Consider the following 21,836-nt stretch of genomic DNA (forward strand, 5'->3'; position numbering starts at 1 on the left):
ACTGGCCTTTAACCCTGGCGTGGTTTCGTTGCAGAAGCTCCGGCGTTATCAACCGAAGCCGCGCCGCCCTTGATCCATTCCGACGGTTTCACGTCCGCACCTGGCCTGATCTTTTGAAAACCTTCGACGATAACCCGGTCACCGGCCGCAATGCCTTCATCAATAATGATGCGATCGTCGATAACCCGGCCGACGCGCACTGGCCTGATCCGGGCTGTGTCATTGTCGTCAATAACATAGACCTGAGCATTGCCGCCGGTATCACGTTGGACAGCCTGTTGAGGCACGGCAATCGCATTTTGCTGAACGCCTTGCTCGATCTGGACCCGGACATACATGCCAGGCAGAAGATCGCCATCAGGATTGGGAAATTCTCCGCGTAATGTCACCTGGCCGGTGGTTTCGTCGACCGCAGCTTCCGAAAACAGCAGCCTTCCGGCTTCCTTGTATTGATCGCCACCATCAAGTTTCAGATTGACCCGCGCTGCTCCGTCGCCGGCACTGACAATTGCTCCCGCAGCCAATGCCTTGCGCAGGCGGATGAGATCATTCGATGATTGGGTAAAATCGGCATAGACTGGATCAAGCTGTTGAATGGTCGCAAGATTTTCAGTGCTGTTGGCGCTGACAAGCGCCCCTTCTGTAATCATGGCCCGTCCGATACGCCCCCTGATAGGAGCTCTGACATCCGCATATTGCAGATTAAGTTTTGCTGCAGCAAGGTTGGCCTCGGCGCCCGCGACATCCGCGTCGGCCTGTGCCAGCGCGGCTATGGCATTGTCCAGGGCCTGCGCACTTGCAAAATTGCCGGACTTCAGTGAATTCTGCCGGTCAGCCTGCTGACGCGACTGCAATTGTACGGATTTTGCTCTCAAAAGCGTCGCTTCGGCGCTCTGTACCTGTACCTGAAATTGCGCAGGATCGATCCGGTAGAGTATGTCTCCCTGATTCACCAGACTGCCTTGTTCAAAGACGCGCTCGACAACAATACCGGATACACGCGGGCGGACCTCGGCTATTCTTGTGGGTGCGATACGCCCCGGAAGTTCGTTGGTAACAGCCATCGGTTCAGCCTTTACAGCAACGAAGCTTACGGGAGAAGGTGGTGGGGCCGGGGCCTTTTCGGCTGAGCTTTGCGACTCGCTGCAGGCGGCGGCAAACAGAGGGAGAAGCAAGGCAAAGGCAATTCGTGTCGCGTTCATGGGTTGGTTTCCGTGATATTCATCTTGGGAGGATGACGATGGGAAGGAAGTGGTTCGGGTGACGTCTAGGATGCCTGTATCTCGGGCAATTTTTTACCCGCTTGCGGCTCAACGTCGATAAGCCAGTTGATTTCACGCAAAATGCGGCGCCGCTCTTTCTCGGGCCAGCTGTGCAGGTCGAGATATTCGAGGATTTTGAGGCCCTCCAGAGCCAGATAAGCAAGCAGTGCACCCCGCGGGCTGGTAGAGGTTTCCGTGATCCGGGCAATTATCGTCGCTTGCTCCTTTTGAATGCCGGATCTCAGTTGTGCATCTTGTGCCAAAGCGGAGCAAAGGTTTACTGCAACGGCGCGGGTGTCATCCGGCGGTGGATTTGCTGAAGCCAGCAGAAGTCCGCGCATCACGGCGCTCGGCATATCACCAAGACCGTCCGTCAATTCCTGAAGAAAGGCTTTGTCATTTGCAACGCGGCGTTCGATGACCGCCTGGATCAATGCCTGTTTGGTCTTGTAGTCATAGATCACGCTGGCTTTGCTGATGCCGGCTTTTTCAGCAACTGCGTCCAGTGTCAGGTGAGCGGCACCATCACGTACCACCACAAATTCTGCAGCATTCAGAATCTCTTCCTGATCGATAACACGCTTGCGGCCCATAAAGAAAATTGCCCGATTATTTATTTCCGACCGGATGGTTTGTAATTTTTCTCATCAGAAAGTCAATTGCGCAATGAAGCGCTCCCGGAAATGTGAACAGTGAATTGACTCGCATACACTCGTAAATTGTACAAACGTTGCGCGTCAGAAATATAAGAGAAGCAGATGACGGTGTCGCAGGGGATCGGATTATTTCAGGCCGAACCCCAGTTTTCTCACCACCGACAAAAGCTCGTGGCGGTTTTTCAACGCGTCTTTTGTACCAATCCTGCGGCTGACCTGCTCGGTCCAATCGATGGAAGGCATAAGCTGGATTTTTTGAAAGGTATGCAGGACGGCATTATAACGTTGCAGATCTCCAGTCTCTGCATCGCGTTCATAGTGCTCGCTATGCAGGACATTGGATTGCAGCAAACGTGGTTTGATGTCGGTTTTTATTGCAGGATCCGGGTAGCCGACTGTTAGCCCAAAGACGGGAAATACCTCATCAGGCAAGTTGAGTTCCTTGGCGACTGTTGCAGGATCATTGCGGATTGCTCCGATATAACAGGTGCCAAGTCCAAGCGATTCAAAGGCTGTTACCGCATTTTGTGCTGCCAATGTTGCGTCGATAACTGCCAGAAGAAAGCTTTCAAGATAGTCCAGCCCGCTCGATGGCTCACTGCGCGCGGTTGCTATACGACGTGCACGGGAAAGATCCGCGAGCCAGACAAGAAGGAGTGGTGCCTGCTCGACCTGGTTTTGATTGCCGGCCACTGCGTTGATCCGCGCCTTGCGTGCTGTATCCTCAACAGCAACCACACTCCATGCCTGAAGGTTTGATGAGCTGGAAGCAGATTGCGCCGCAGCTATTGCAAGCTCAAGGGTGGTGGATGGAACCGGTTGAGGCAGGTAAAAACGCACACTGCGATGTGAAAGAAGCGCTTCAATTACATCTGTTGCCGCCAGCGCATCGGGAAAAGCGTTGGAAGCACCGTAGCGTGCACGAAGCAATTCGGTAACGCGGCTGCCTGTCGCTGTCGACTCATCAGTGTCTTTGGTAGCTTTAGACATCATTTTCATCCCTCAACGCACAGACTGCCTGCTCATTCACTCGTAACGCGCCAACGCAACAGGTATGCCTCTGCAGTGGCCGCGAGCCTGTTCAACGCAAAGCCCACCAAGCCAAGAATAAACACCCCAACCATCACCAGCGCCATATCGAAATGCTCGCGGCCGGCAATGATCAGGCTGCCCACGCCTCTGCCAATCGCCAGAAAATACTCTGCCCCGACCGTTGCAAGCCAGGAATAAATCAAGCCCAGATGAACGCCTGTTGCGATGGACGGCAATGCGGACGGCAGGAATATTCGCGTAATCTGCTGGAAAGGTGTGAACTTCAGTGCATGCCCGACCTCGATCAGATCGCGTGGCGCATTGCGCATTCCCTCGTACGTATTGAGCACAACCGGGACAAAGGCAGCAATAGCAACGAACACAATCTTTGCCTGTTCCCCAAAACCGAACCAGATCGAGATCAGAGGTATCCACGCCAAAAGCGATATTTGTTTCAAGCCGTTGAAGCTTGGGGTGATCAGAGCGTCGGCGATGCGAGACAGGGCCAGCAAAGTTGCAAAAACAACCCCGATGACAGAACCGATCAGAAACCCCGCAATGTTGCGAAAGAGACTGACACCAAGCTCTCCGATCAGATCATTATCTATAAGTTCGCGTTTTGCCGTCAGGAATACGTTTTCCAAGGACGGCAGAAATCGAGGATCGACAATGCCGGTACGGCTTGATACCTCCCATGCAATGAGCAGCAACAGGGGAATAGTCAGCCCTCGCCGGATCTTCACTGCCCTGCGGGTTTGCAGCACTGTTTGAATTGACATCAGTCTGCCTCTCCATGTTTCCAGCGCTGAAGGTAATTTTCTGAAACATCAAGACCCTTGTCCATGGCAAAACCGATAAGGCCAATGGCGATCATTGCGACCATCACCACATCGAGCCAGAACATTTGCCTTCCCCACACGAGCAGGTAGCCGAGCCCCTCGGACGAAGCGAGGAGCTCGACTCCGACAAGTGCCGTCCATGAGTGTGTAAGTCCATAGCGAATCCCGGTGAACACAGCCGGGGCTGCCCCTGGCAGAACAATAAGTCGCAAGGTCTGCCAGCGCGTGAAGCGCAAGGCATGCCCTACTTCGACAAGATCGGCAGGTACAGAGCGAATGCCTGCAGACGTATTCATTGCCATGGGAACGAGTGCACCCTTGGCAATCACGATGATCTTCAGCGTTTCACCAATGCCGAAGATGAGCATCAGCAAGGGAATCCAGCCAAGGGTCGGGATTTGGGCAAAAGCAAGAAAGAGAGGGCGAACATAATCATCGATCCGTTGCGACAGGCCCATACCCATACCCAAAGCAAGGCCAACGACAGCGCCGAAGAAAAATCCTGTTACTACACGTCGCAGACTGACGCCCGCATGATAAAGGATTTCTCCGGATCCGATCATCTCAACCAATGTAGAATAGACATAGGCCGGTGATGGCAGGATCTGTTCGGGTAACCAGCCCCTGTCGGATGCAATCCACCAGGTGGCGATCAAACCGATTGGCAGAAGGAAAGCCACCAAAGCTGCCCGCACCCGCCTTGCAGTCACAAACCGTCGACCGCTTCGGCTTTCAACCGAAGCGGTCGAGATGGTGTTGGAAATCGTTGTCATTCGCTATCGCACGCCATCGTGCTCGTTGTCATCAAGATCCAAGGGGCTTTCCATTTGAGTCATAGGCTTGCCAAAAATTCTGAAGCCCCAGCTTTTCGAGGGATGAATTCAGATATTTTGGCTCGAACCATCCGTCGGTATTGACCTCGCGGCGGATAAGGCCGAACTCCTTTGCTTTCACACCCTGTTCCTGATACTGCGAGACCAGAAGGTCGTCGATCAATGGCGAGTTGCGATAGGCCAGTTTGTCGTTGCTGAAATAGTCTTCCAAAATTGGAATGGCTGTACCGGATTTGTGCCATAGCTCAAACAAGGCAGCACGGTTTGGTTCGTCCGAAGACCACTGGGCTGCCTTGACAAAAGCGTCAACAACCCGCTGCGTTACTTCAGGATGCTCATTGATGAATGCCTCACGCCCTACGATGCCCGCATTGCGCCCAAAACGGGGATCGTCGCCCTTCGTGGTGTAAATCACTTTGGCATTGCCCTGGGCGGCAAGATTGATCAAAGCGGTATCCCCGAAGGCAGCATCAATGTCCTGGCTGGTCAATGCAGCAACTGTACCAGCGCTATCAAGATTGGTAACTTGCAAGTCTTTCTCCTTCAGCCCGTTGGCTTCCAGAATCTTGATTGCTGCCAAATGTCCGTTCGTACCGCGCTGGTATGCTACTTTCTTGCCCTTCAAGTCAGCAACGGAGGTGATGCCGGAGTCTTTGGATACGGCAAGATACAGTGGTTTGCGCGCACCACTTGCCAGCAGGTATTTTGTCTTCAAGCCATTGGCCCGGCCGATCAGGGAGGGCAGATCACCCTGATAGGCAAAGTCGAGCTGATCATTGGCAAAGCCCTCATTTACTGCGGGGCCAGCACCTTTGAAGAAGAACCACTCGATCTTGATGTCAGGGTCGTTGGCAAATTCTTTCTCCAGATATTCACCGGCACGGGCAGTGGCTGCAGACGTCCCTTCCGAGTAGGGGCGACTATCGAGCCCTATGGCAGCGTAGCCAACGTGAATTGTCAAAGGCTCGGCTGCCAGCGCCGCCGACGTCAGAACCGAAGCTGCGAAAACAGCCATCACGGTTCGCCGTGTCAGTTGGAAAAAAGTCATATCAAATCTCCGTTGAGGAATAGAGTGGCTGACGGGCAGTTTTTACATGCAACCCAGCTTGCAACACTGGCTGTGCAACTGTTGCCGGACACTTCTGAATTGGTGGTTTCTTGGCGAAGACCCGTGTTTGTGGATTGGTTGTTGTGCTATCGAGAACTTCGAGAACATGGTTGCGGATATGCGCAAGCTGGTTTGATGTCCGCTCGCGAGGGTGTGGCAGGTCTACGGCTGCGATCTCCTGAATGCGACCTGGGCGCGGAGACATGACGACCACACGATCTCCGAGATAGACGGCTTCATCAACATCATGTGTCACAAGGATCATGGTGATCTGCTCCCTGGCCCAGATGTCCTGGAGTTCACCCTGAAGCCTCGCCTTTGTGATGGCATCAAGCGCGCCGAACGGCTCATCGAGGAAAAGCACATCAGGCCGGTTAACCAGGCCTCGTGCAATGCCGGCACGTTGCGCCATGCCCCCGGAGAGTTGATGCGGATAGGCTTTCTCGAAACCGGTCAACCCAACCAGTTCTATCTGATCGGCCACCAGTTGGCGTTTCTCGGCATTGCCGAAGCTTGAGTTTTGCAGCCCAAGCGCGACATTGCGCTCTACCGTCAACCAGGGGAAAAGCCTGGGTTCCTGAAAAACGATACCACGATCCAGTGACGGGCCGGTAACCGCACGGCCATCGTGTTCAATCCTGCCAGCATGTCCCGTGTCGAGTCCTGCGCCGAGCCGGAGGAGGGTGGATTTTCCACAACCACTCGCGCCGACGATCGTAACAAATTCACCCTCGGCTATATCCAGGCTGACATTGTCGAGTGCAGTTATCGTACTGCCGTTGACCTGAAATCGACGGGTCACGTCCTTTATGTGTATATGTTTTTGGTTTGGCACGATCTTACCCCGTTCCTGAACTCTATTCAGCCGCTGCGAAGGCCTGCCAGGCTGGATGCCGAGGCTGGCGCAGGCCGAGATGACTGCGCAATGTGTTGCCCTCGTACTCTTCGCGGAACAGACCGCGCCTGCGGAGCTCAGGGATGATATGTTCTACGAAATCAGTCAGCCCGACGGGCAAATGCGGCGGCATGATATTAAAACCGTCCGCAGCACCGTTGTTGAACCACTCCTCCATTTGATCAACGATCGTTGATGCAGTTCCGACTACCTGCCAATGGCCTCGTGCACCGGCAACGCGCAGATAGAGCTGACGAATTGTCAGATTTTCGCGGCGAGCCAGTTCGACCATCAATTTTTGACGGCTCTTGCTTCCATTTGTTGCAGTGACTTGCGGAAGCGGCCCGTCGAGCGGATATTGCGAAAGATCAATATCGCCAGCCATCCCATTAAGAAGGGAGAGACCAACAGCGGGGTGAATGAGCTCCTGAATCTGTTCGAATTTTTCTTCTGCCTCCGCTTGCGTTTTTCCGATAACGGGGAAAATGCCGGGCATGATCTTCAGATCATCGAGAGAGCGGCCATACCGCGCAAGTCGCCCTTTTACATCGCTGTAAAAGCTTCGTGCATCTTCGATGTTCTGGTGTGCGGTAAAGATTACCTCGGCAGTGCGGGCGGCCAGATCGCGACCGGGCTCAGAAGAACCTGCTTGCACAATGACAGGATGTCCTTGTGGAGCGCGGGCGACATTCAACGGGCCGCGTACTTTAAAATGTTTACCGCGATGATTGAGCAGGTGCTGCTTTGATGGATCATAGAAGATGCCGCTTTCCTTGTCTCGAAGGAAAGCATCTTCTTCCCATGTATCCCAAAGGCCCACTACCACATCTGCAAATTCCTCGGCACGCTCGTATCGCTCCGCATGGGCCAGATGATAGTCGCGATTAAAATTGCGCGCCTCATCCTCGCTGGATGATGTCACAAGGTTCCAGCCCGCTCGACCACCACTGATGTGATCAAGCGAGGCGAATTTGCGTGCGATGTGATACGGCTCGTTATAGGTTGTGGAAGCCGTGGCGACAAAACCGATCTGCTTTGTAACTGCAGCTAACGCCGATAGCAGTGTAAGCGGCTCAAACTGAGCTACATAGCGTTGGGCAGTGCGGCTGAGTGCTTCCGTATCAGTCCCACGTGTTCCCACACCATCTGCCACGAAGATCAGATCGAACTTTGCCGATTCCGCTATACGGGCAAGTTCAGCATAATGAGCAAAATTTGATCCTGCATCTGCCTGTGCCTGTGGATGTCGCCATGCGGCTATATGGTGCCCGGTTGGATAGAGAAATGCTCCAAGTTTTAACTGCCCCTGACGTTTGCCCATAATCTAATTCCCGTAAATCACACTACAGGAAGCCTAGGCGCGATTTTTTAATCACTACAGAAATGGTATTCTCTAAATTCCGGTGATTGGAGTTTTCTCGTTTATCGACTTGGGGCCATTACGATCAAGCTGTTCGCATAATCTGTAATTGCATGCTTTTTGGCCCCGGTTCAAATCCAGGCACGTTGCGAGCCTTTTGTGTGGAGGCTGGAAACTTGCGCCCAATAAGAGGAACAAGCGGTCTTGAAGTGGGCAAGAAGGGCAGGAGTATTTTGACAAGAAACCCGGGCAGGCGGCGGGTGGGCACGTTCTTGCCTTAGGCACCCAAGCCGGTACGCAACATGTCTGCAATTTCATCCATCCACATGAAATCACCTGCAGCTATGAAGCGCTCACCAGCAGCGTCTGGCGAAACCATGGCGCAGATGTGCATGTCAGCCAGGTCGCGTACGTCGATGATCCAGAAGCCTGGTTTGGGCATCGCCTTCGGAGAGCCGTCCAGAAGATCCTGTATGATCTTGACCGAGCCCGGATTGTAGGGTGCCAGAACTGGTCCAAACACAGCCCCGGGGCAACACAGCAGTGAACTCGGTTGCTCCACCGGGCTCTTTCGTGAATTCCCATGCCGCGCGTTCAGCAAGAATTTTCGAAATGCGATAGATGTCAAATTGAGGGTCATCAGGATCTGCCCAGACAGTCTCGTCGCTGACACGCCGGGACGTGAGTGGTGGACGGGCAACGGCGGCAGCAGACGTCATGACGACACGTTTTACGCAAGCCTCTACGGCAAACCTCAAGACACGCAAGGTACCGTCACGCGCGGGCTTGATGAACGAATCCCTGTCGGCAGGGGCGCCGTTACTTAAAGGCGATGCAACATGAAGAACGTAGGCGCATCATTCCATCCCTCATCATCGAGCAGATTTGCCGTGACGAATGAGAGGTTGTCGAGATTTTCGACAAGTGGTTCTATAGCTACCTTTATCTCATCGGACCGCTTCAGATCACGCAACGTTGTGCGCACCCGATAACCGCGTTGCAGGAGTTCTACGATGCACCACTGTGCGATGAAGCCTGTGCCGCCCGTTACAAGAACCGTTTCAAGCATGATTTTTCCTCGCACCTAGTGCTTTCACACCGATTGCGTAAAGGAGCGGGGGCTGATGGTGCTCCGGCGTCTTGTGATACGATAGACCGAGGCCGGTGGAAGGTTTCGAACAGTTCCACCAATGCGGATAGCCTTCAAACCAAGCCTGTCAAGAATCGGCCGCGGTACAGGGCAGCGGGGACCATAGGTAAACTGATAGAAGCTGCTACCTGCCCGAATATGTGAAAAAGCGCTGCGAAGAATTGCCATCACTTTACGGGGCGGCATCGACAGTAATGGCAACCCGCTGACAACAGCCCCGACACCGGAAGAAACAGGAAGCTCAAAATCAATCAGGCGTGCTGCATCCCGGTTAAGGATATAGGCATTCGGGAAGCGCCGGTTCAAAACACGGGAAAATTCTGCTCCATATTCAACAAGTATGAGATCGCTCTCCTGCAGACCGCGATCCAGGAGTGCCCGCGTAAAAACGCCAGTACCGGGCCCCAGCTCGAGAACCGGTGCATGACTGATGTTGATCTCGCCGGTAATGAGCCGGCCAAGTGATTGACTGGAAGGCGCGATCGCCGCGACCCGGAATGGATCGGAGATCCATGTTCTGAAAAAATGCCAGTGGTCGAAATAGACACATGCCTCGGTCATAGTGGCTCCACGATTGGTTTGTTCGTTTGAAACGTTGCATTGTGAAATAAAGTCTACGAGTGTATACATCGAGCATAAGAGAAAGTCTACAGGTGTAGATTACGGAGTTTTTTTTGGATGTCGGAATGCTCATTCTTTCGTCGTCGTGATGCCGGAACTACCCGCGCTGCGATTTTGGAGTCAGCGCGCAAAGCATTTATCAGTTCAGGTTATGACGGCGCAGGGGTACGCGAAATAGCCAAGGGTGCGGGCGTCACTGCGATGCTCATTAATCGCTATTTTGGGTCAAAGGAAGAGCTGTTTGCCGAAGTGCTGGCTCAGGCAAACAGGAAGCCGATTATAGCTACCCCGGAAACGCTGCATTCTTCCAATCGTGTTGAGCGCATCAGCAAAGCTTTGCTGCAGGTCACACAGCCAGGTGCGACCGCACTGGATGGATTCCTGATTATGTTGCGATCCGTCTCGAACGACAGAGCCGTGCAAATGGCGCGCGAAGTCATCGAGGGTCACCATCAGCAGAATGTCGAGATGTCCCTTAGCGGTGAAGATGCTCCGCAACGGGCTGCATTATTATTATCACTGGTGGCTGGCGTACAAATTATGCGGCAAGTGATCGGACTTGAGGCATTGGGGCAGGATTTTGACAAGCAACTGGAAGGTGTCTTGAGCGGATTAATAGGTGAACTCGTGGATGAAAAGATTACCGCAGAAGTATGAATTATTGCATTGGCAAAATGCCCAATACAGTATCAGCCAGGCGCCATGGCGAACAACACTCCCGAATACTCCTTCCTGCAAAAAAGTTTCGCCTAAAGCAATTTTTCACGTGCACTTTTCAACCGGCCCAGGCGTCTAATTCCAATTGATGACACGACAGAGATACGGCGCGGGGCCTATAACTGATTGTGCACAGCCCGGTTTTACCAAGGCTCTGGCGGAATTTGGGAAATCGATGAACGTACAACGATACGACATGCTTGATGCGCTCAGGGGGATTGCGGCCCTTGCGGTCGTTGGATTCCATCTGTCTCAGTTTGGTATGATTCCGGCCATTCTTCCCAGGGGCTATCTCGCCGTAGACTTCTTTTTCGTACTCAGTGGATTTGTTGTTGCTCACGCGTATGAACAAGCTCTTCGAACTAATTTGTCGCTACGGTCATTTATCGTAAAACGCATTATCAGACTGTACCCGCTGGCACTGCTTGGCGCTATGTCGGGTCTGCTGGTGCTTCTCCTGAAATGGTGGCTGTTTCCCGGAAAAGTCGATTCATTGGGCGTATTGCTGACGTCAGGAGCGCTCAATCTGGCCCTGGTCCCATCTTTCGTCGGCGCATCGGCATCGTCTCACGATATTTTCCCGGGCAACGGCCCGCTTTGGTCTCTCTTCTTCGAGTTATCTATAAACCTGTTATGGGCAATTGCCGGCATTTGGCTGCGGACCAGCAGCTTGATTACGATTATGTTGGTGAGCCTGATCCTTCTGGCTCTGTTTGCAAGCTATCATGATACATTCAACATTGGATATGACACAAAGTCGTTCTGGGGTGGTCTGGCCCGGGTATGTTTTGGCTTTCCCTTTGGTGTAGTCATCTATCGTGAACGGCATCAGATCCGAAGACACGCGCGCCAATGGGGAAACCTTGTCCTTGCAGCAGCATTGATCGGTGTTTTTGCAATACCGATTGACTTGTTGCCACAGAGCTTTCCGTGGGCAGACATCCTGCTTGTCAGTATATGCCTGCCTGCGATTGTGATTTTCGGAATTAGTGAGACAAGCGGTATGCGCGCCGGGTATTTACTCGGAAATTTGTCTTATCCGGTTTATGTTCTTCATTTTCCGGTACTTTTGATCATGTCTGGCCTTGGTCAATCCGTGCTTGCAGGATGGAATATTCACATTATCGCCTGCCTCGGCGTCATGGCGATCCTGGCTCTCGCCTGGCTGGCCTGGCGTTTTTATGACGAGCCGCTGCGAAAAGCGTTGACATCTATCGTTAGCAATGGGGATAAGAAACGTCACCAGCCCCAACCCTCGACAGAACTCGGATGTGGTGGAAATCAAATTGACGGGGAGCAGGCCAATGTTCGGATTTAACATCAGAAGTCCGGAACGGGACCGCGAAACGGACATTTCGAGATTCAGGCGTATTGTCACAACGCTGACAGCAGTCAAGAACGAACTGGAAAAGGAGAAACTGGGACTCAATAAACGCTTTGCAGAAGCATCTGCCGATGCTGCACTGACCTTGGAGGCGATGGCGGATATTGCCCATCCTGAATCTTACGAGACTCGAGTAGAGAACCTGACAAGTGTTATAAAAGCTTATGAAAAGCGAATTGTCTTTCTTGATGGTCAGATCAATTTTGTGGACGGTGTTTTGGGTAAGGTTTCATCTTTTTGCGACGAGTTTTAGTAGTGTAAATAATTCTCTGTAGCCGGAGAATACTTGGCTTTGTATAAAGCAGTATGCATGTATCCAATATTCAACAATTTTTTTTGGATATTTCTTTCAAAAAAACATCGCGCCCCTTGCGGAAAGTCGATATTTTGGGGATAGTCGAGACTTAAAACGAAATTATCTTATAAAAAACGAACAGGAACGGAACATTTCGTATGCCGCTATCTTGGCCGGGTCTTTTTCAAAGGCAATGTTAATACAAATTTATTATAGTTCTACCTTGATCTCTTTATGGATGGACAGGTTGGACTTGACGTAGAATTGTGACTGGCATGGCGTGGCAGATCGTATATCGGGAAAAAACAGTTAGATAAATCCGGGGCTTATTCGGAATGAAGATTGCAGTTTTTGGAGAGGCAACTGTAAGTCTGGGCGGGCAACTTGTGCCCCGTGTTCCTGCGAATTTTCTTCGTATTATTGTGTATCTCCTGCTTGAGAACGCAAATCATTCTGTTTCACGTGGCAAGCTTTCACAAATTCTCTGGTCAGATACGGATCAATCTCATGCCTCGATGAATCTGCGGCAAAGTCTTGCCCGTATCCGAAAATTTCAAGACCAGTATGGACTAAGCCTTATCCAGGGTGATGCAACCTATGTGTACCTGAACCTGTCTCAGGTAAAAGCTGAGCTTTTGCGTATAGATCTCCTTGAGTATATGGAGCTGGAACAGAAGGGCGATATCGAATCCCTCCTGCCGATGACAGAGCTCTATGCCGGCGATCTCCTTGAGCAAAACGAACCCCAGACTTCCGATTTTGATGAGTGGCTGGACATCAAGCGTGTAAAGCTTCGTGATGATCTGACAACGATGCTGCTTCGCATGATTGACCAGCCGGTTGGCGTTACTATTGATGAAAAGCGGCAATGTGCGCGTAAACTGATTGAAATCGATCCCTATCAGGAAGTTGGTTATCGCGCACTGATGCAAACTGCATCGCAGCTCGGCCTGATTACCAAAGTTGAGCGAACCTTTCGGGAATGCGCAAAAAGACTCCGTGATGATCTTGATGTTGACCCGGAAGAAAAGACAATCGAGCTTTATCAGCAACTGCTGCCCAAGCTCTCGCCGGCAACTACGCGCGGGCTGATCGCCACGCAGCCAACGCACCCCATTACCATCCGGACTGAAATAAAGACGCCGCAAGCAATACGCGCAGTATCTCAGCTGCAACAGGCCAAACAAGCGGGCCTGCCGCGCATCATGGTGCTTTATCTTCCTCATAATGCGTCTGATCCCATGGAGCAGCTTGCCGCATCGCTGGTAGACGATATCACAATAGGGCTGTGCCGTTTGCGAACGCTCTCGGTTGTCGCGCCATACACGTCCAGGCGCGTGGTAACCGACTCTCCGGTTGATGGCTTTGACGATCTCAAAGCCCAATTCGGTGTCAGCTATGCCGTCGACAGCAAAATTGTGCGCCGGGATGGCTTTTGCTTCCTCTCGGTGAAACTCATCGACACGGAGACCCAGGAGATTGTCTGGGCGGAAAAAACAAAGTTCGACTATGTATTGCCGGAACAGCAATACCGGCAACTATCCATCCGCATCATTCTTTCTGTCGTTTCTACAATCGAAAAGTCGGAACTGGACCGTTACAACAGGCTCTACCAGGACCCCAATGCCTACTACTGGTATCTCATGGGCAAGCGTGACATTGACAAATTCGATTTGTCGAAGCTGCGTCAGGCACGACAGTCGTTCAAAAATGCTTTAACCGCATCGCCGGATTTCGTTCCCGCCCTCAGCGGTATAGCAAGAACCATGCAACGAGAATGGTTGGTTATTGCCCGCAATCAGAGCGATATTCTGCTGGAAGGTGAGCAAGTGGCACTCCAGGCATTGCCAGTAGATCTGGATGACGAGCGACCCTTACGCGAACTTGGTACGATAAATATGTATCTGGGGAAATTCGATGAAAGTATCGAGTACTTCAGGCAAAGCGAAACGATAAACCCCCAACATGCAGACCTGCTTGCGGACTATGCTGATGCACTGACTCATTCCGGAGAACTTGTAGATGCGCATGATAAAATACAACGGGCGCTTGCACTGAATCCGCTCCCGCCAGATTATTATTTCTGGGTTGGCGCAGGGACATACCATTATCAAGGTCGGTATTGTGAGGCTATCGGTTTCCTAGAGCGCATGCAAAAACCACGTGCTGCTGCCCGTCTCTTGGCTGGATGTTACGCAATGGTCGGCGAACAGGAAAAAGCTAAAGAGTATAGGCAATATGCCATGGCAGATAATCCAGATTTTCTTGTCAATGAGTGGATTGGTAGTACGAGCCTAAAACTACCTCTGCATCGACAGATGTATGAAACATCCTTACGTGAGGCAGGATTTCAGTAATCGTTTTGCACAGGGAGGGGGAAATATGGCCAAATACTTTATCATAGGTGAGACTGGCAGTAATGAGCTTTGGCTGATCGATACCGAGGCGAAAACCGCTGAGATACTCACTGAGGACGCGCCCTTTCATCAATACATTAATAAAGAAAGGAAAAACAAAGACCCTATAATTAAAGGTATAAGTATTGCTATTTCATCTAATAGCAGGTCCGGTCCTGACGCCAAAATGACCATAACTGATCCTGCAAATTAGAAGTAAAAATACGGTGGAATTACACTATTCAGTAATTATGGCTTATTGATAATAAAAAGAATCGTCCTAAGTTGATCATGTGAGCTCTCTTTTATAGAAGGTTATTCGCATGGCAAAATTTCATCTCGTTAACGAGCCCGACACGGGTAAAATCTGGCTGCTCAACTTAGAAACACAAACCGCTGACCAACTTGATCTGGATGTCCTTCATTCGCTTGGGGTTGCTGGCAATGAATTTATTGAACTTATAACTGGCTCTGGCGAAAATTTGCAAACTACCGCAGATCGCCGTAGCGATCCTTCTGAACGCTTATCCTCTGCAAGCCCGACCACGATGGGGGAAACCCGAGAGCATCGCAGTATGCCTTCGGACAGGTCTTACTTTTTTAATCTGCGAAATGTTCCCTTAGACCGTTCACTTGCTGCCAACTCGTCGGCTGTAAACTGAGCGAATGTTGCCAACCGGTCTGTTGGAGTGTTTATGAATTCACGGACCCGGATTTCGGTTCTCGAAAGGCTTGCAGCGGACGAAGCGAAACTTCGTTCAGCTGCAGGCAAAAGTGAGCCGTCATCCACGAGACTACATGATGCGGACGTAACCGTTAGCCGGTTGCGTCCGCATTTTCCCCGCTTGGGGATTGTTCGAATGGCCGAAGTGACTGGCTTGGATCGCATAGGTATCCCGGTATGGATGGCGGTGCGGCCCAATAGCCGCACGCTTGCCGTCAGCCAGGGCAAAGGTGTCACAACTGCTCATGCCCGCGCTTCTGCCGTCATGGAAGCTGCTGAAATCGCTATTGCCGAAGATATCCCGATCCCGGCAATTACCGCTACACGAGCCAGTCTTGGTAATGATGGGCACGCTATTTTCGACGGGCGCATGCTTTTGATGCGTGGTGCTGATGAACCCAATGATGACGAGCCCATCGAATGGCTGGAGGGCTTCGATCTTCTCAAACAACTTCCGGTCTATGTTCCGCGCGAGGTCGTTTCGTTAGACTTCACGTCACAAAGAAAAGACTGGCACTATAGTCAATCGACTGATGGGCTGGCATCCGGTAATTGCCTGCTGGAAGCGGTTATTCATGGCTTATGTGAACGGATAGAGCGCGACGCAACAGAGTTGTGGCGCTTTCAGCGTGACGCTGGTGTTCAGGCCCGCTGTGTCGATCCGCACGTATTTCTTGACAGCAATATAGATGGGCTCGCTGAACGTATCGCCAATTCAGGCTTTGTACTAAGACTGTTCAATACGAGCTCTGATATTGCATTACCCGTGTTCATGGCGACCATCAGTCCCGCAGCTCAACACGGTACCTATCTGCATTTCGATCTTGCAGCTGGATATGGCTGTCATCTTTCGCCCCGCATAGCAGCCATGCGCGCAATCACCGAGGCGGCGCAAACACGCATCACCAATATTTCGGGTGCTCGCGACGATTTCGATCCTTCTGAATATGCGGCACGTCTGGCTCCGGATCTGGCCATCTATATTCAAGCGCAACCCGGAAGAGACTTTAATTTCGAGGAACCTTCGCCAGTCGCACGCGCTAGCCTTGAAACCTACCTTGAGCCGTTACGCCAACGCGGCATAAGAAGCGTGATCGCGGTTCCTCTCGGCGGAGAAGAGTACGGATTTTCCGTCTGCCGCGTACTTGTCAACGAGCTGGAAAGCCCGGCAGGCGTTCGCAAACATCGCTTTGGAGGGAGGGCACTCAATGCCATGCTTAGGCAATAAGATCACGCAATGAAAATCCTTTTTGCAGGGCCAAGTCTTTCAGGAACAGAGTTCGTGCCGCTGTGCAGTGGAGAAGATGTCTTGCTGTCTGCGCACGAATTGACCTGCCGCGGACCCGCCAGATGCGGTGACATTACCCATGCTGTTGATCAAGGTTTTCGCGAGATCGGGCTTGTAGATGGACGCTTCGAGGATGTTGCCGCTGTCTGGCACAAGGAAATCCTGTATGCGCTGTCGGAAGGCGCAACCATCTATGGTGCGGCCAGTATGGGTGCTTTGCGCGCTGCTGAATGTTATCCCTTCGGGATGATCGGCATAGGCGAGGTTTTCGAAAGATATGCATTTGGCGGGCTGGAGGATGATGCAGCGGTGGCGCAGGTGCACGCACCGGCGGAATTCGGCTATATTGCCTTCAGCGAAGCAATGGTGACGATTGATGCTACATTGGAGCGCGCCAAAGCGGCTGGAACAATAACGTTGGAAGAACTGCTTTATGTTCGCGCTGCAGCCAATTCTATCTTTTTCAAAGAGCGCACCTGGCAGCGAATATTTGACAATGCCTCACTCGAGATTGTTGATGTTGCAGAGCGCCTCAAGCCGCATGTGTGTAATATCAAACGACATGATGCGACGTTGTTGGTAGAGACCCTTACAGGGCAACGTCCGGCGGAAGAAATGAACCAGCATGGAAATTATTTTTCCAGCTGGACACTTAATGAAACGAGCCAGTGGCTCAAACTTAAGATTTAACTATATAATTCCGAAACTTAGCCAAATTCCGTACAATCTTATTAGTTAGCGCTGATTTTACAGAAAACATAAAAAAAGCCGTTTGAGTCACGCCTGCGTAACGGGTAGCAATCTACCCTCGTTTGTGTGGTCGCAAGTTTAAACGCATGAAAACAACTAAAAAAATCAAGCGTGTGTGGGAGCAAGCGGGCAGTCAGCGGGGACCTACGCCGGAATTCTAAAGTGAATTGAATGTAGAATTTCGGCGTAGCACTGAATCCTTGCCGATCCCCTGGAATCCAAACCAGATAATCAAGATCCGGGCATGCCACGCGCTTTCGCGAGCGTATGCGATGACGCGGGCGAAGGGGGGGGTGTGAAAGTAGCTATTGTCCATTACTGGCTTTTATCGATGCGAGGCGGAGAGAAGGTTCTTGAAGCGCTCAGCGAAATCTATCCGGATGCCGATATTTTCACGTTGGTCTATGATCCGGATGCAATCAAAGGCCGGCTGAAGAATCACAAGATCACGACATCATTCCTGCAAAAAATTCCAGGCTCGAAAAAACACTACCAAATGCTGCTGCCCTTGATGCCGCTGGCACTCGAGAGCATGGACCTGACCAGCTATGATTTGATTATATCCAGTGAATCAGGCCCTGCAAAGGGTATCATTCCCAAGCCCGATGCACTGCACATTTGCTACTGTCACTCGCCCATGCGGTATATCTGGGATCACTACTTCTTTTACCACGCAAGTGCCGGCTTCGTGAAGCGGATGTTCATGCCGGTGATAGCCTCGTGGCTTCGTCAATGGGATGTTTCAACCAGCGCACGTGTCGACTGCTTCGTAGCAAACTCACGTCATATCGCCAATCGCGTACAAAGATATTATCGGCGGGACGCTGTCGTCATCCACCCGCCGGTATCCGTCGATGAATTCGCGATTTCCAGGACACTTGAAGACTACTATCTCTGCGCCGGGCAATTGGTTGCCTACAAGCGTGTTGACCTTGCAGTTGAAGCATTCACCAGGATGAACAAAAAGCTTGTTGTCATCGGAACCGGGGAAAAAATGGCAAGCCTGAAGAGCAAGGCAGGACCAACAATAACATTTTTGGATCATCAGCCGTTCTCGTCGTTGAAAAGCCATATGGCAAAGTGCAGGGCGCTGATTTTTCCGGGCGAAGAAGATTTTGGCATTGTGCCTGTCGAAGTGATGGCAAGTGGCCGGCCGGTTCTCGCCTACGGGAAAGGCGGAGCGCTCGATACGGTGATCGACGGTATTTCCGGCATGCTGTTTAAAGAACAAACAGTTGAAGCTCTCATTGAGTGCGTTGAGAGATTCGAGAAAACGGAAGATAGTTTTGTTCCTTCCCGAACTCGGGCGCTTTCTCTTTTTTTCAGCAAGGAAACCTTCAAGGATAAAATTACACAACTCATTCGCAAGGAGCTTGATCGCCGGAGCGCGCAACTTGCCGTCGATACGATTGCACAGACGCAGGCCTCCTCTGAACCGCGGGGCCGATCCGGTGCACTTGTGTTGACCTTGAAGCCTCCCGCACAGGCAAATACCAACTCCGTACGTCCAGGCTGAGAGGCGGCTGCTATGCTGGAGCGTGTTGTTATTATAAATGACGAAGCGGTTGCCAGCGGCGGTGCAGCGGCCTTGGCCCTGCTGTCGGGAAGGCTTCTGCATGAGGCGGGCATACCCGTTACGTTCCTCGCGGGAGACTCTGGCGCCGGCTTCCCTTTACAGGGCAACAATGTCGAGATTGCCGGTTTGGGAAGTCGGCCGCTCCTGAAACTACCACTTTACAAGCGCATTATGGATGGCGCCTACAACAAAGCGGCTCATGAGGCGATCAAGCGCTACGTTTCGGAAAAAGACACGCCTGGCACGGTGTATCATGTCCACGCGTGGGCGCAGATATTGTCGCCATCGATATTCTCGGCGTTGAGGCCGGTACACGACCGGCTGGTAATATCTGCTCACGATTTTACTCTCGTATGTCCAAATGGAAGCTACGCCAACTTCAATACAAACACGGTTTGCCCTTTGACGCCCTTGAGTGGGCAATGTCTTGCCTCCAACTGCGACAAGCGCCGTTACGCCGACAAGCTATGGCGTTTTGCGCGATCCTGGCTGCGTACGCGGCTGCTGGATATGTCCAGTTCCAATTGTACGATTGCTTCAATTCATCCCATGATGAATACATGGCTTGAGCGGGGGGGAATCCCTTCGGAGCGAATCAGGACTGTTCTCAATCCCGTCAAGCCGTTTGCGAGAAAGCGCATAGCTGCCGAGCATAACAGCGATATATTCTTCATTGGAAGGCTTGAGTTTGAAAAGGGTACCGACATTGCTGCCGAAGCGGCACGCATGGTGGGACGCAGGCTGCGTGTTATCGGGGATGGTGCCTTTCGCGAAGAACTCCTGCAGCGCTATCCGGAAGTGATCTGCGAAGGATGGAAGACACACGACGAGATCGATAAACTTCTCCAGGAAGCTCGCTTTGTTGTTATGCCAAGCAGGCTGCCCGAGCCCTTCGGACTGGTTGCCCACGAAAGCCTTCAAAGCGGAATACCGATCGTTGCTTTCAAGTCCGCATTCATAGCAAATGAAGCGCAGGAGCTTGGATGCGGCATCGTTGCAGAGGCACCAAACGCTGAAAGTCTGGCAACTGCATTTGCAGAACTTGATCGAAACGATCGAGTGGAGAGTATGAGCAAGACGGCCTTTGCTTTATCTCCGGGATTGGCCAATACGCCGCAAAGCTGGTGTAATGAACTGATCGCGCTTTATGGCGACTGTCTGGTTGGCGGAAGAACCGGGGACAATATCGCAGTGTGGAACCCAGCTTCTGGAATGCATCCTTTTCATCAAGCGATCTGACCATAGAGCCGTTTAAATTGCACTCGCACCATTTGTTTCCCGGCAACGCGTGATATCTATTTATTCATACTTCTTGGTTAAAGTTGTAACTGATTTGGCAAATGGCTAAATCTACCGGACTATCTTTGGCCAAAATTCGAGGTTAAAGCTAGCTTGCAATTTGCAATCCACCGTTACGGGATAGATGAAAAATACTTCTGAAAACCTCGAGACGTCAAACGAACGCCCTTCGAAGTCATTTTTTGACCTCGTTGAAGAGAAGTATCTTATCCGTTGGGCTGCATTCTTTCTTTGTGCAGTTTTTTGGCTCATCATTTGGCGCTTGATATAAACTGGCCAGAAAGGTTCCGGCGATGCTTATTCCTCATCATCGCCAGCCGCCAGCCACTCATGCAAAATAGCTACGGACATAGGTCCAAGATTTGGGATGAGGTTCAGCTCCAGTGTGGATGCCCATTGTCTGTCAGGCTCCCAGTCGGGCGGCATGTCCCACGGCGCTCCGCCATATTCGACCCACAGTGCATTGGCGATTCGCGTATGAACCGTCTTGGAGGGACAAAATGATTGAAGGAGATGGGGCATGAGTAACCCAGACAAGAGTTGCATCCGTATCACACCGATCGCTGTGTTCACTAATCAGTTTCACTGTTCAGCAGCTGCCTTTCGCCAACAGCACGACTGATGCCGTACGTATCATAATCTTGAAATCGACCCAGACCGAGCGTGACTTGAAGTAGTCTGTGTCAAGTTTTACCCGAGCATCGTAACCGGTTCCGCTCCGGCCGCTAACCTGCCAAAGGCCCGTTATGCCCGGCTTCATGGCGGTGTAATATCGATAGGAATCGCCGTAACGGCAGATCTCATCCATTACGATGGGGCGAGGGCCCACAATGCTCATCTCCCCGCGCAATACATTGATGAATTGAGGAAGTTCATCCAGGCTTGAAATCCGCAGGAAACGACCGAATCGGTGGATTCTGGGATCGTTTTTCAGTTTCTGGGATTCAGTCCATTCGCGCAGGGCTTCGGGGCATTGAGCCAGAAGCGTAACCAGTCTTGCATCGGCATCTTTCGCCATGGAACGGAACTTGAAACAAGTAAATTCCTTGCCGTTCAGACCGATTCTGCGTTGCCTGTATACTATGGGGAACCCGTCAGTTGCGACCAAAGTACATACGATACAGATCAACAACGGGAATAAAAATATCAGCGCGACCGTTGCGAATGTAACGTCGAGAGTTCTCTTGATTACATCGTAGGACACCCGGTTTTTTGCCGGCATTTTTTCGGTCCGCTGTTCTATCAGCGGTTCTGTTATGTAGGACATAGTACTGACCCCAACCCATCCCATAGTTACGGCTTGTCCAAACGCGTCGCGCTGGAAATACTTTGAACTGCGACAAACTCGCTACGATCCAAACTGCAAGCCCCAAGCAAAGCAGTGTTTTTATTCAGGGAATTCGAATTTTATAAGCTGAATCTACAGTATTCAGTGATTCTATCTTGATAGTTATTTGTCATTCGATTCCCTGTATACAAATAAGCTATAGTATAAATGTTTTGCGTCAATAATTAATATTATTTAAACGGCTATGTTGTGCCCTTAGTAATAGTCATTAAAACTGGAACTAATACCTCGTGCGGCCCGTTTAACGGGCAGGAATGGGCGTAATATTGATTGAAATGCGGGCGCTATCTCCCTGGAAATTTA

General features: G+C 51.5%; 23 protein-coding genes. 10 read left to right on the forward strand and 13 right to left on the reverse strand.

All coding sequences use genetic code 11. The features are described from left to right. Nucleotides 1-8 precede the first annotated feature (8 nt). From ABKW30_RS22605 to ABKW30_RS22655, 11 genes are all read right to left on the reverse strand, one after another. A complete protein-coding gene (locus tag ABKW30_RS22605; protein WP_348601190.1) occupies nucleotides 9-1,202 on the reverse strand; it encodes an efflux RND transporter periplasmic adaptor subunit in 1,194 nt (397 codons plus the stop codon). A 65-nt stretch (nucleotides 1,203-1,267) separates the two neighbouring features. Next, nucleotides 1,268-1,855, reverse strand: a complete 588-nt coding sequence (locus tag ABKW30_RS22610; RefSeq protein ID WP_348601191.1) for a TetR/AcrR family transcriptional regulator — start codon at nucleotides 1,853-1,855, stop codon at nucleotides 1,268-1,270. A gap of 189 nt (nucleotides 1,856-2,044) precedes the next feature. Then, the gene (locus ABKW30_RS22615; RefSeq protein WP_348601192.1) at nucleotides 2,045-2,911 is read right to left on the reverse strand and encodes an NADPH-dependent oxidoreductase; all 867 of its coding nucleotides are present in this window, start codon (nucleotides 2,909-2,911) and stop codon (nucleotides 2,045-2,047) included. A 29-nt stretch (nucleotides 2,912-2,940) separates the two neighbouring features. Continuing rightward, nucleotides 2,941-3,729: an ABC transporter permease gene (locus ABKW30_RS22620; protein ID WP_348601193.1), complete on the reverse strand. Its 789-nt coding sequence runs from the start codon at nucleotides 3,727-3,729 to the stop codon at nucleotides 2,941-2,943. Then, a complete protein-coding gene (locus tag ABKW30_RS22625) occupies nucleotides 3,729-4,562 on the reverse strand; it encodes an ABC transporter permease (RefSeq protein WP_348601194.1) in 834 nt (277 codons plus the stop codon). The genes ABKW30_RS22620 and ABKW30_RS22625 overlap by 1 nt, the downstream gene beginning before the upstream one ends. Nucleotides 4,563-4,593: 31 nt before the next feature. Next, the gene (locus tag ABKW30_RS22630; protein ID WP_348601341.1) at nucleotides 4,594-5,637 is read right to left on the reverse strand and encodes an ABC transporter substrate-binding protein; all 1,044 of its coding nucleotides are present in this window, start codon (nucleotides 5,635-5,637) and stop codon (nucleotides 4,594-4,596) included. A 34-nt stretch (nucleotides 5,638-5,671) separates the two neighbouring features. Beyond that, a complete protein-coding gene (locus ABKW30_RS22635) occupies nucleotides 5,672-6,565 on the reverse strand; it encodes an ABC transporter ATP-binding protein (RefSeq protein ID WP_348601195.1) in 894 nt (297 codons plus the stop codon). Between the two features lie 22 nt (nucleotides 6,566-6,587). Beyond that, nucleotides 6,588-7,946: an LLM class flavin-dependent oxidoreductase gene (locus tag ABKW30_RS22640; protein ID WP_348601196.1), complete on the reverse strand. Its 1,359-nt coding sequence runs from the start codon at nucleotides 7,944-7,946 to the stop codon at nucleotides 6,588-6,590. A gap of 316 nt (nucleotides 7,947-8,262) precedes the next feature. After that, nucleotides 8,263-8,625, reverse strand: a complete 363-nt coding sequence (locus tag ABKW30_RS22645) for a hypothetical protein (protein ID WP_348601197.1) — start codon at nucleotides 8,623-8,625, stop codon at nucleotides 8,263-8,265. A gap of 183 nt (nucleotides 8,626-8,808) precedes the next feature. After that, a complete protein-coding gene (locus ABKW30_RS22650) occupies nucleotides 8,809-9,054 on the reverse strand; it encodes an NAD-dependent epimerase/dehydratase family protein (protein ID WP_348601198.1) in 246 nt (81 codons plus the stop codon). 24 nt (nucleotides 9,055-9,078) lie between these two features. Continuing rightward, nucleotides 9,079-9,696, reverse strand: a complete 618-nt coding sequence (locus ABKW30_RS22655; RefSeq protein WP_348601199.1) for an SAM-dependent methyltransferase — start codon at nucleotides 9,694-9,696, stop codon at nucleotides 9,079-9,081. Nucleotides 9,697-9,813: 117 nt separating this feature from the next. On the opposite strand from ABKW30_RS22655, the gene ABKW30_RS22660 reads away from it, so the two are divergent. The 10 genes from ABKW30_RS22660 to ABKW30_RS22705 all read left to right on the forward strand — a co-directional run bounded on the left by ABKW30_RS22660 (nucleotide 9,814) and on the right by ABKW30_RS22705 (nucleotide 20,125). Next, nucleotides 9,814-10,413, forward strand: a complete 600-nt coding sequence (locus ABKW30_RS22660) for a TetR family transcriptional regulator (protein ID WP_348601200.1) — start codon at nucleotides 9,814-9,816, stop codon at nucleotides 10,411-10,413. 235 nt (nucleotides 10,414-10,648) lie between these two features. Beyond that, entirely contained in the window at nucleotides 10,649-11,791 is a 1,143-nt protein-coding gene (locus ABKW30_RS22665; RefSeq protein ID WP_348601201.1) for an acyltransferase, read from the forward strand. After that, nucleotides 11,778-12,110 (forward strand): hypothetical protein, encoded by a 333-nt coding sequence (locus ABKW30_RS22670; RefSeq protein ID WP_348601202.1) that lies wholly within the window; start codon nucleotides 11,778-11,780, stop codon nucleotides 12,108-12,110. Before ABKW30_RS22665 ends, ABKW30_RS22670 begins: the two co-directional genes overlap by 14 nt. Nucleotides 12,111-12,487: 377 nt before the next feature. Continuing rightward, complete coding sequence (locus ABKW30_RS22675) at nucleotides 12,488-14,509, forward strand: BTAD domain-containing putative transcriptional regulator (protein ID WP_348601203.1); 2,022 nt, start codon at nucleotides 12,488-12,490, stop codon at nucleotides 14,507-14,509. 25 nt (nucleotides 14,510-14,534) lie between these two features. Further along, on the forward strand, nucleotides 14,535-14,762 hold the full coding sequence (locus ABKW30_RS22680) for a hypothetical protein (RefSeq protein ID WP_348601205.1): 228 nt from the start codon (nucleotides 14,535-14,537) through the stop codon (nucleotides 14,760-14,762). Nucleotides 14,763-14,871: 109 nt separating this feature from the next. After that, nucleotides 14,872-15,210: a hypothetical protein gene (locus ABKW30_RS22685; protein ID WP_348601206.1), complete on the forward strand. Its 339-nt coding sequence runs from the start codon at nucleotides 14,872-14,874 to the stop codon at nucleotides 15,208-15,210. Between the two features lie 33 nt (nucleotides 15,211-15,243). Next, nucleotides 15,244-16,500: a YcaO-like family protein gene (locus ABKW30_RS22690; RefSeq protein WP_348601207.1), complete on the forward strand. Its 1,257-nt coding sequence runs from the start codon at nucleotides 15,244-15,246 to the stop codon at nucleotides 16,498-16,500. A 9-nt stretch (nucleotides 16,501-16,509) separates the two neighbouring features. Further along, entirely contained in the window at nucleotides 16,510-17,250 is a 741-nt protein-coding gene (locus tag ABKW30_RS22695; RefSeq protein ID WP_348601208.1) for a TfuA-like protein, read from the forward strand. 355 nt (nucleotides 17,251-17,605) lie between these two features. Beyond that, a complete protein-coding gene (locus ABKW30_RS22700; protein WP_348601342.1) occupies nucleotides 17,606-18,826 on the forward strand; it encodes a glycosyltransferase in 1,221 nt (406 codons plus the stop codon). 12 nt (nucleotides 18,827-18,838) lie between these two features. After that, a complete protein-coding gene (locus ABKW30_RS22705; protein ID WP_348601209.1) occupies nucleotides 18,839-20,125 on the forward strand; it encodes a glycosyltransferase family 4 protein in 1,287 nt (428 codons plus the stop codon). A 357-nt stretch (nucleotides 20,126-20,482) separates the two neighbouring features. Here the strand turns inward: ABKW30_RS22705 and ABKW30_RS22710 are convergent, their stop codons facing one another. Together ABKW30_RS22710 and ABKW30_RS22715 are read right to left on the reverse strand one after the other, a co-directional pair. Beyond that, nucleotides 20,483-20,707 carry a hypothetical protein gene (locus tag ABKW30_RS22710; protein WP_348601210.1) on the reverse strand — a complete coding sequence of 75 codons (225 nt, stop codon included), beginning with the start codon at nucleotides 20,705-20,707 and terminating at the stop codon, nucleotides 20,483-20,485. Nucleotides 20,708-20,774: 67 nt separating this feature from the next. Next, a complete protein-coding gene (locus tag ABKW30_RS22715; protein ID WP_348601211.1) occupies nucleotides 20,775-21,452 on the reverse strand; it encodes a sugar transferase in 678 nt (225 codons plus the stop codon). Between the last annotated feature and the right edge of the window lie 384 nt (nucleotides 21,453-21,836).

This window comes from Phyllobacterium sp. SB3 (assembly GCF_040009165.1).
Classification (GTDB): Bacteria; Pseudomonadota; Alphaproteobacteria; order Rhizobiales; family Rhizobiaceae; genus Phyllobacterium.

Excerpts from the sequence above, each read along its gene's own strand:
- ABKW30_RS22605 (WP_348601190.1), bottom strand. The coding sequence starts at position 1,202 with ATGAACGCGACACGAATTGCCTTTGCCTTGCTTCTCCCTCTGTTTGCC.
- ABKW30_RS22610 (WP_348601191.1), bottom strand. The coding sequence starts at position 1,855 with ATGGGCCGCAAGCGTGTTATCGATCAGGAAGAGATTCTGAATGCTGCA.
- ABKW30_RS22615 (WP_348601192.1), bottom strand. The coding sequence starts at position 2,911 with ATGATGTCTAAAGCTACCAAAGACACTGATGAGTCGACAGCGACAGGC.
- ABKW30_RS22620 (WP_348601193.1), bottom strand. The coding sequence starts at position 3,729 with ATGTCAATTCAAACAGTGCTGCAAACCCGCAGGGCAGTGAAGATCCGG.
- ABKW30_RS22625 (WP_348601194.1), bottom strand. The coding sequence starts at position 4,562 with ATGACAACGATTTCCAACACCATCTCGACCGCTTCGGTTGAAAGCCGA.
- ABKW30_RS22630 (WP_348601341.1), bottom strand. The coding sequence starts at position 5,637 with ATGGCTGTTTTCGCAGCTTCGGTTCTGACGTCGGCGGCGCTGGCAGCC.
- ABKW30_RS22640 (WP_348601196.1), bottom strand. The coding sequence starts at position 7,946 with ATGGGCAAACGTCAGGGGCAGTTAAAACTTGGAGCATTTCTCTATCCA.
- ABKW30_RS22645 (WP_348601197.1), bottom strand. The coding sequence starts at position 8,625 with ATGACCCTCAATTTGACATCTATCGCATTTCGAAAATTCTTGCTGAAC.
- ABKW30_RS22650 (WP_348601198.1), bottom strand. The coding sequence starts at position 9,054 with ATGCTTGAAACGGTTCTTGTAACGGGCGGCACAGGCTTCATCGCACAG.
- ABKW30_RS22655 (WP_348601199.1), bottom strand. The coding sequence starts at position 9,696 with ATGACCGAGGCATGTGTCTATTTCGACCACTGGCATTTTTTCAGAACA.
- ABKW30_RS22660 (WP_348601200.1), top strand. The coding sequence starts at position 9,814 with ATGTCGGAATGCTCATTCTTTCGTCGTCGTGATGCCGGAACTACCCGC.
- ABKW30_RS22665 (WP_348601201.1), top strand. The coding sequence starts at position 10,649 with ATGAACGTACAACGATACGACATGCTTGATGCGCTCAGGGGGATTGCG.
- ABKW30_RS22670 (WP_348601202.1), top strand. The coding sequence starts at position 11,778 with ATGTTCGGATTTAACATCAGAAGTCCGGAACGGGACCGCGAAACGGAC.
- ABKW30_RS22675 (WP_348601203.1), top strand. The coding sequence starts at position 12,488 with ATGAAGATTGCAGTTTTTGGAGAGGCAACTGTAAGTCTGGGCGGGCAA.
- ABKW30_RS22680 (WP_348601205.1), top strand. The coding sequence starts at position 14,535 with ATGGCCAAATACTTTATCATAGGTGAGACTGGCAGTAATGAGCTTTGG.
- ABKW30_RS22685 (WP_348601206.1), top strand. The coding sequence starts at position 14,872 with ATGGCAAAATTTCATCTCGTTAACGAGCCCGACACGGGTAAAATCTGG.
- ABKW30_RS22690 (WP_348601207.1), top strand. The coding sequence starts at position 15,244 with ATGAATTCACGGACCCGGATTTCGGTTCTCGAAAGGCTTGCAGCGGAC.
- ABKW30_RS22695 (WP_348601208.1), top strand. The coding sequence starts at position 16,510 with ATGAAAATCCTTTTTGCAGGGCCAAGTCTTTCAGGAACAGAGTTCGTG.
- ABKW30_RS22705 (WP_348601209.1), top strand. The coding sequence starts at position 18,839 with ATGCTGGAGCGTGTTGTTATTATAAATGACGAAGCGGTTGCCAGCGGC.
- ABKW30_RS22710 (WP_348601210.1), bottom strand. The coding sequence starts at position 20,707 with ATGCCCCATCTCCTTCAATCATTTTGTCCCTCCAAGACGGTTCATACG.
- ABKW30_RS22715 (WP_348601211.1), bottom strand. The coding sequence starts at position 21,452 with ATGTCCTACATAACAGAACCGCTGATAGAACAGCGGACCGAAAAAATG.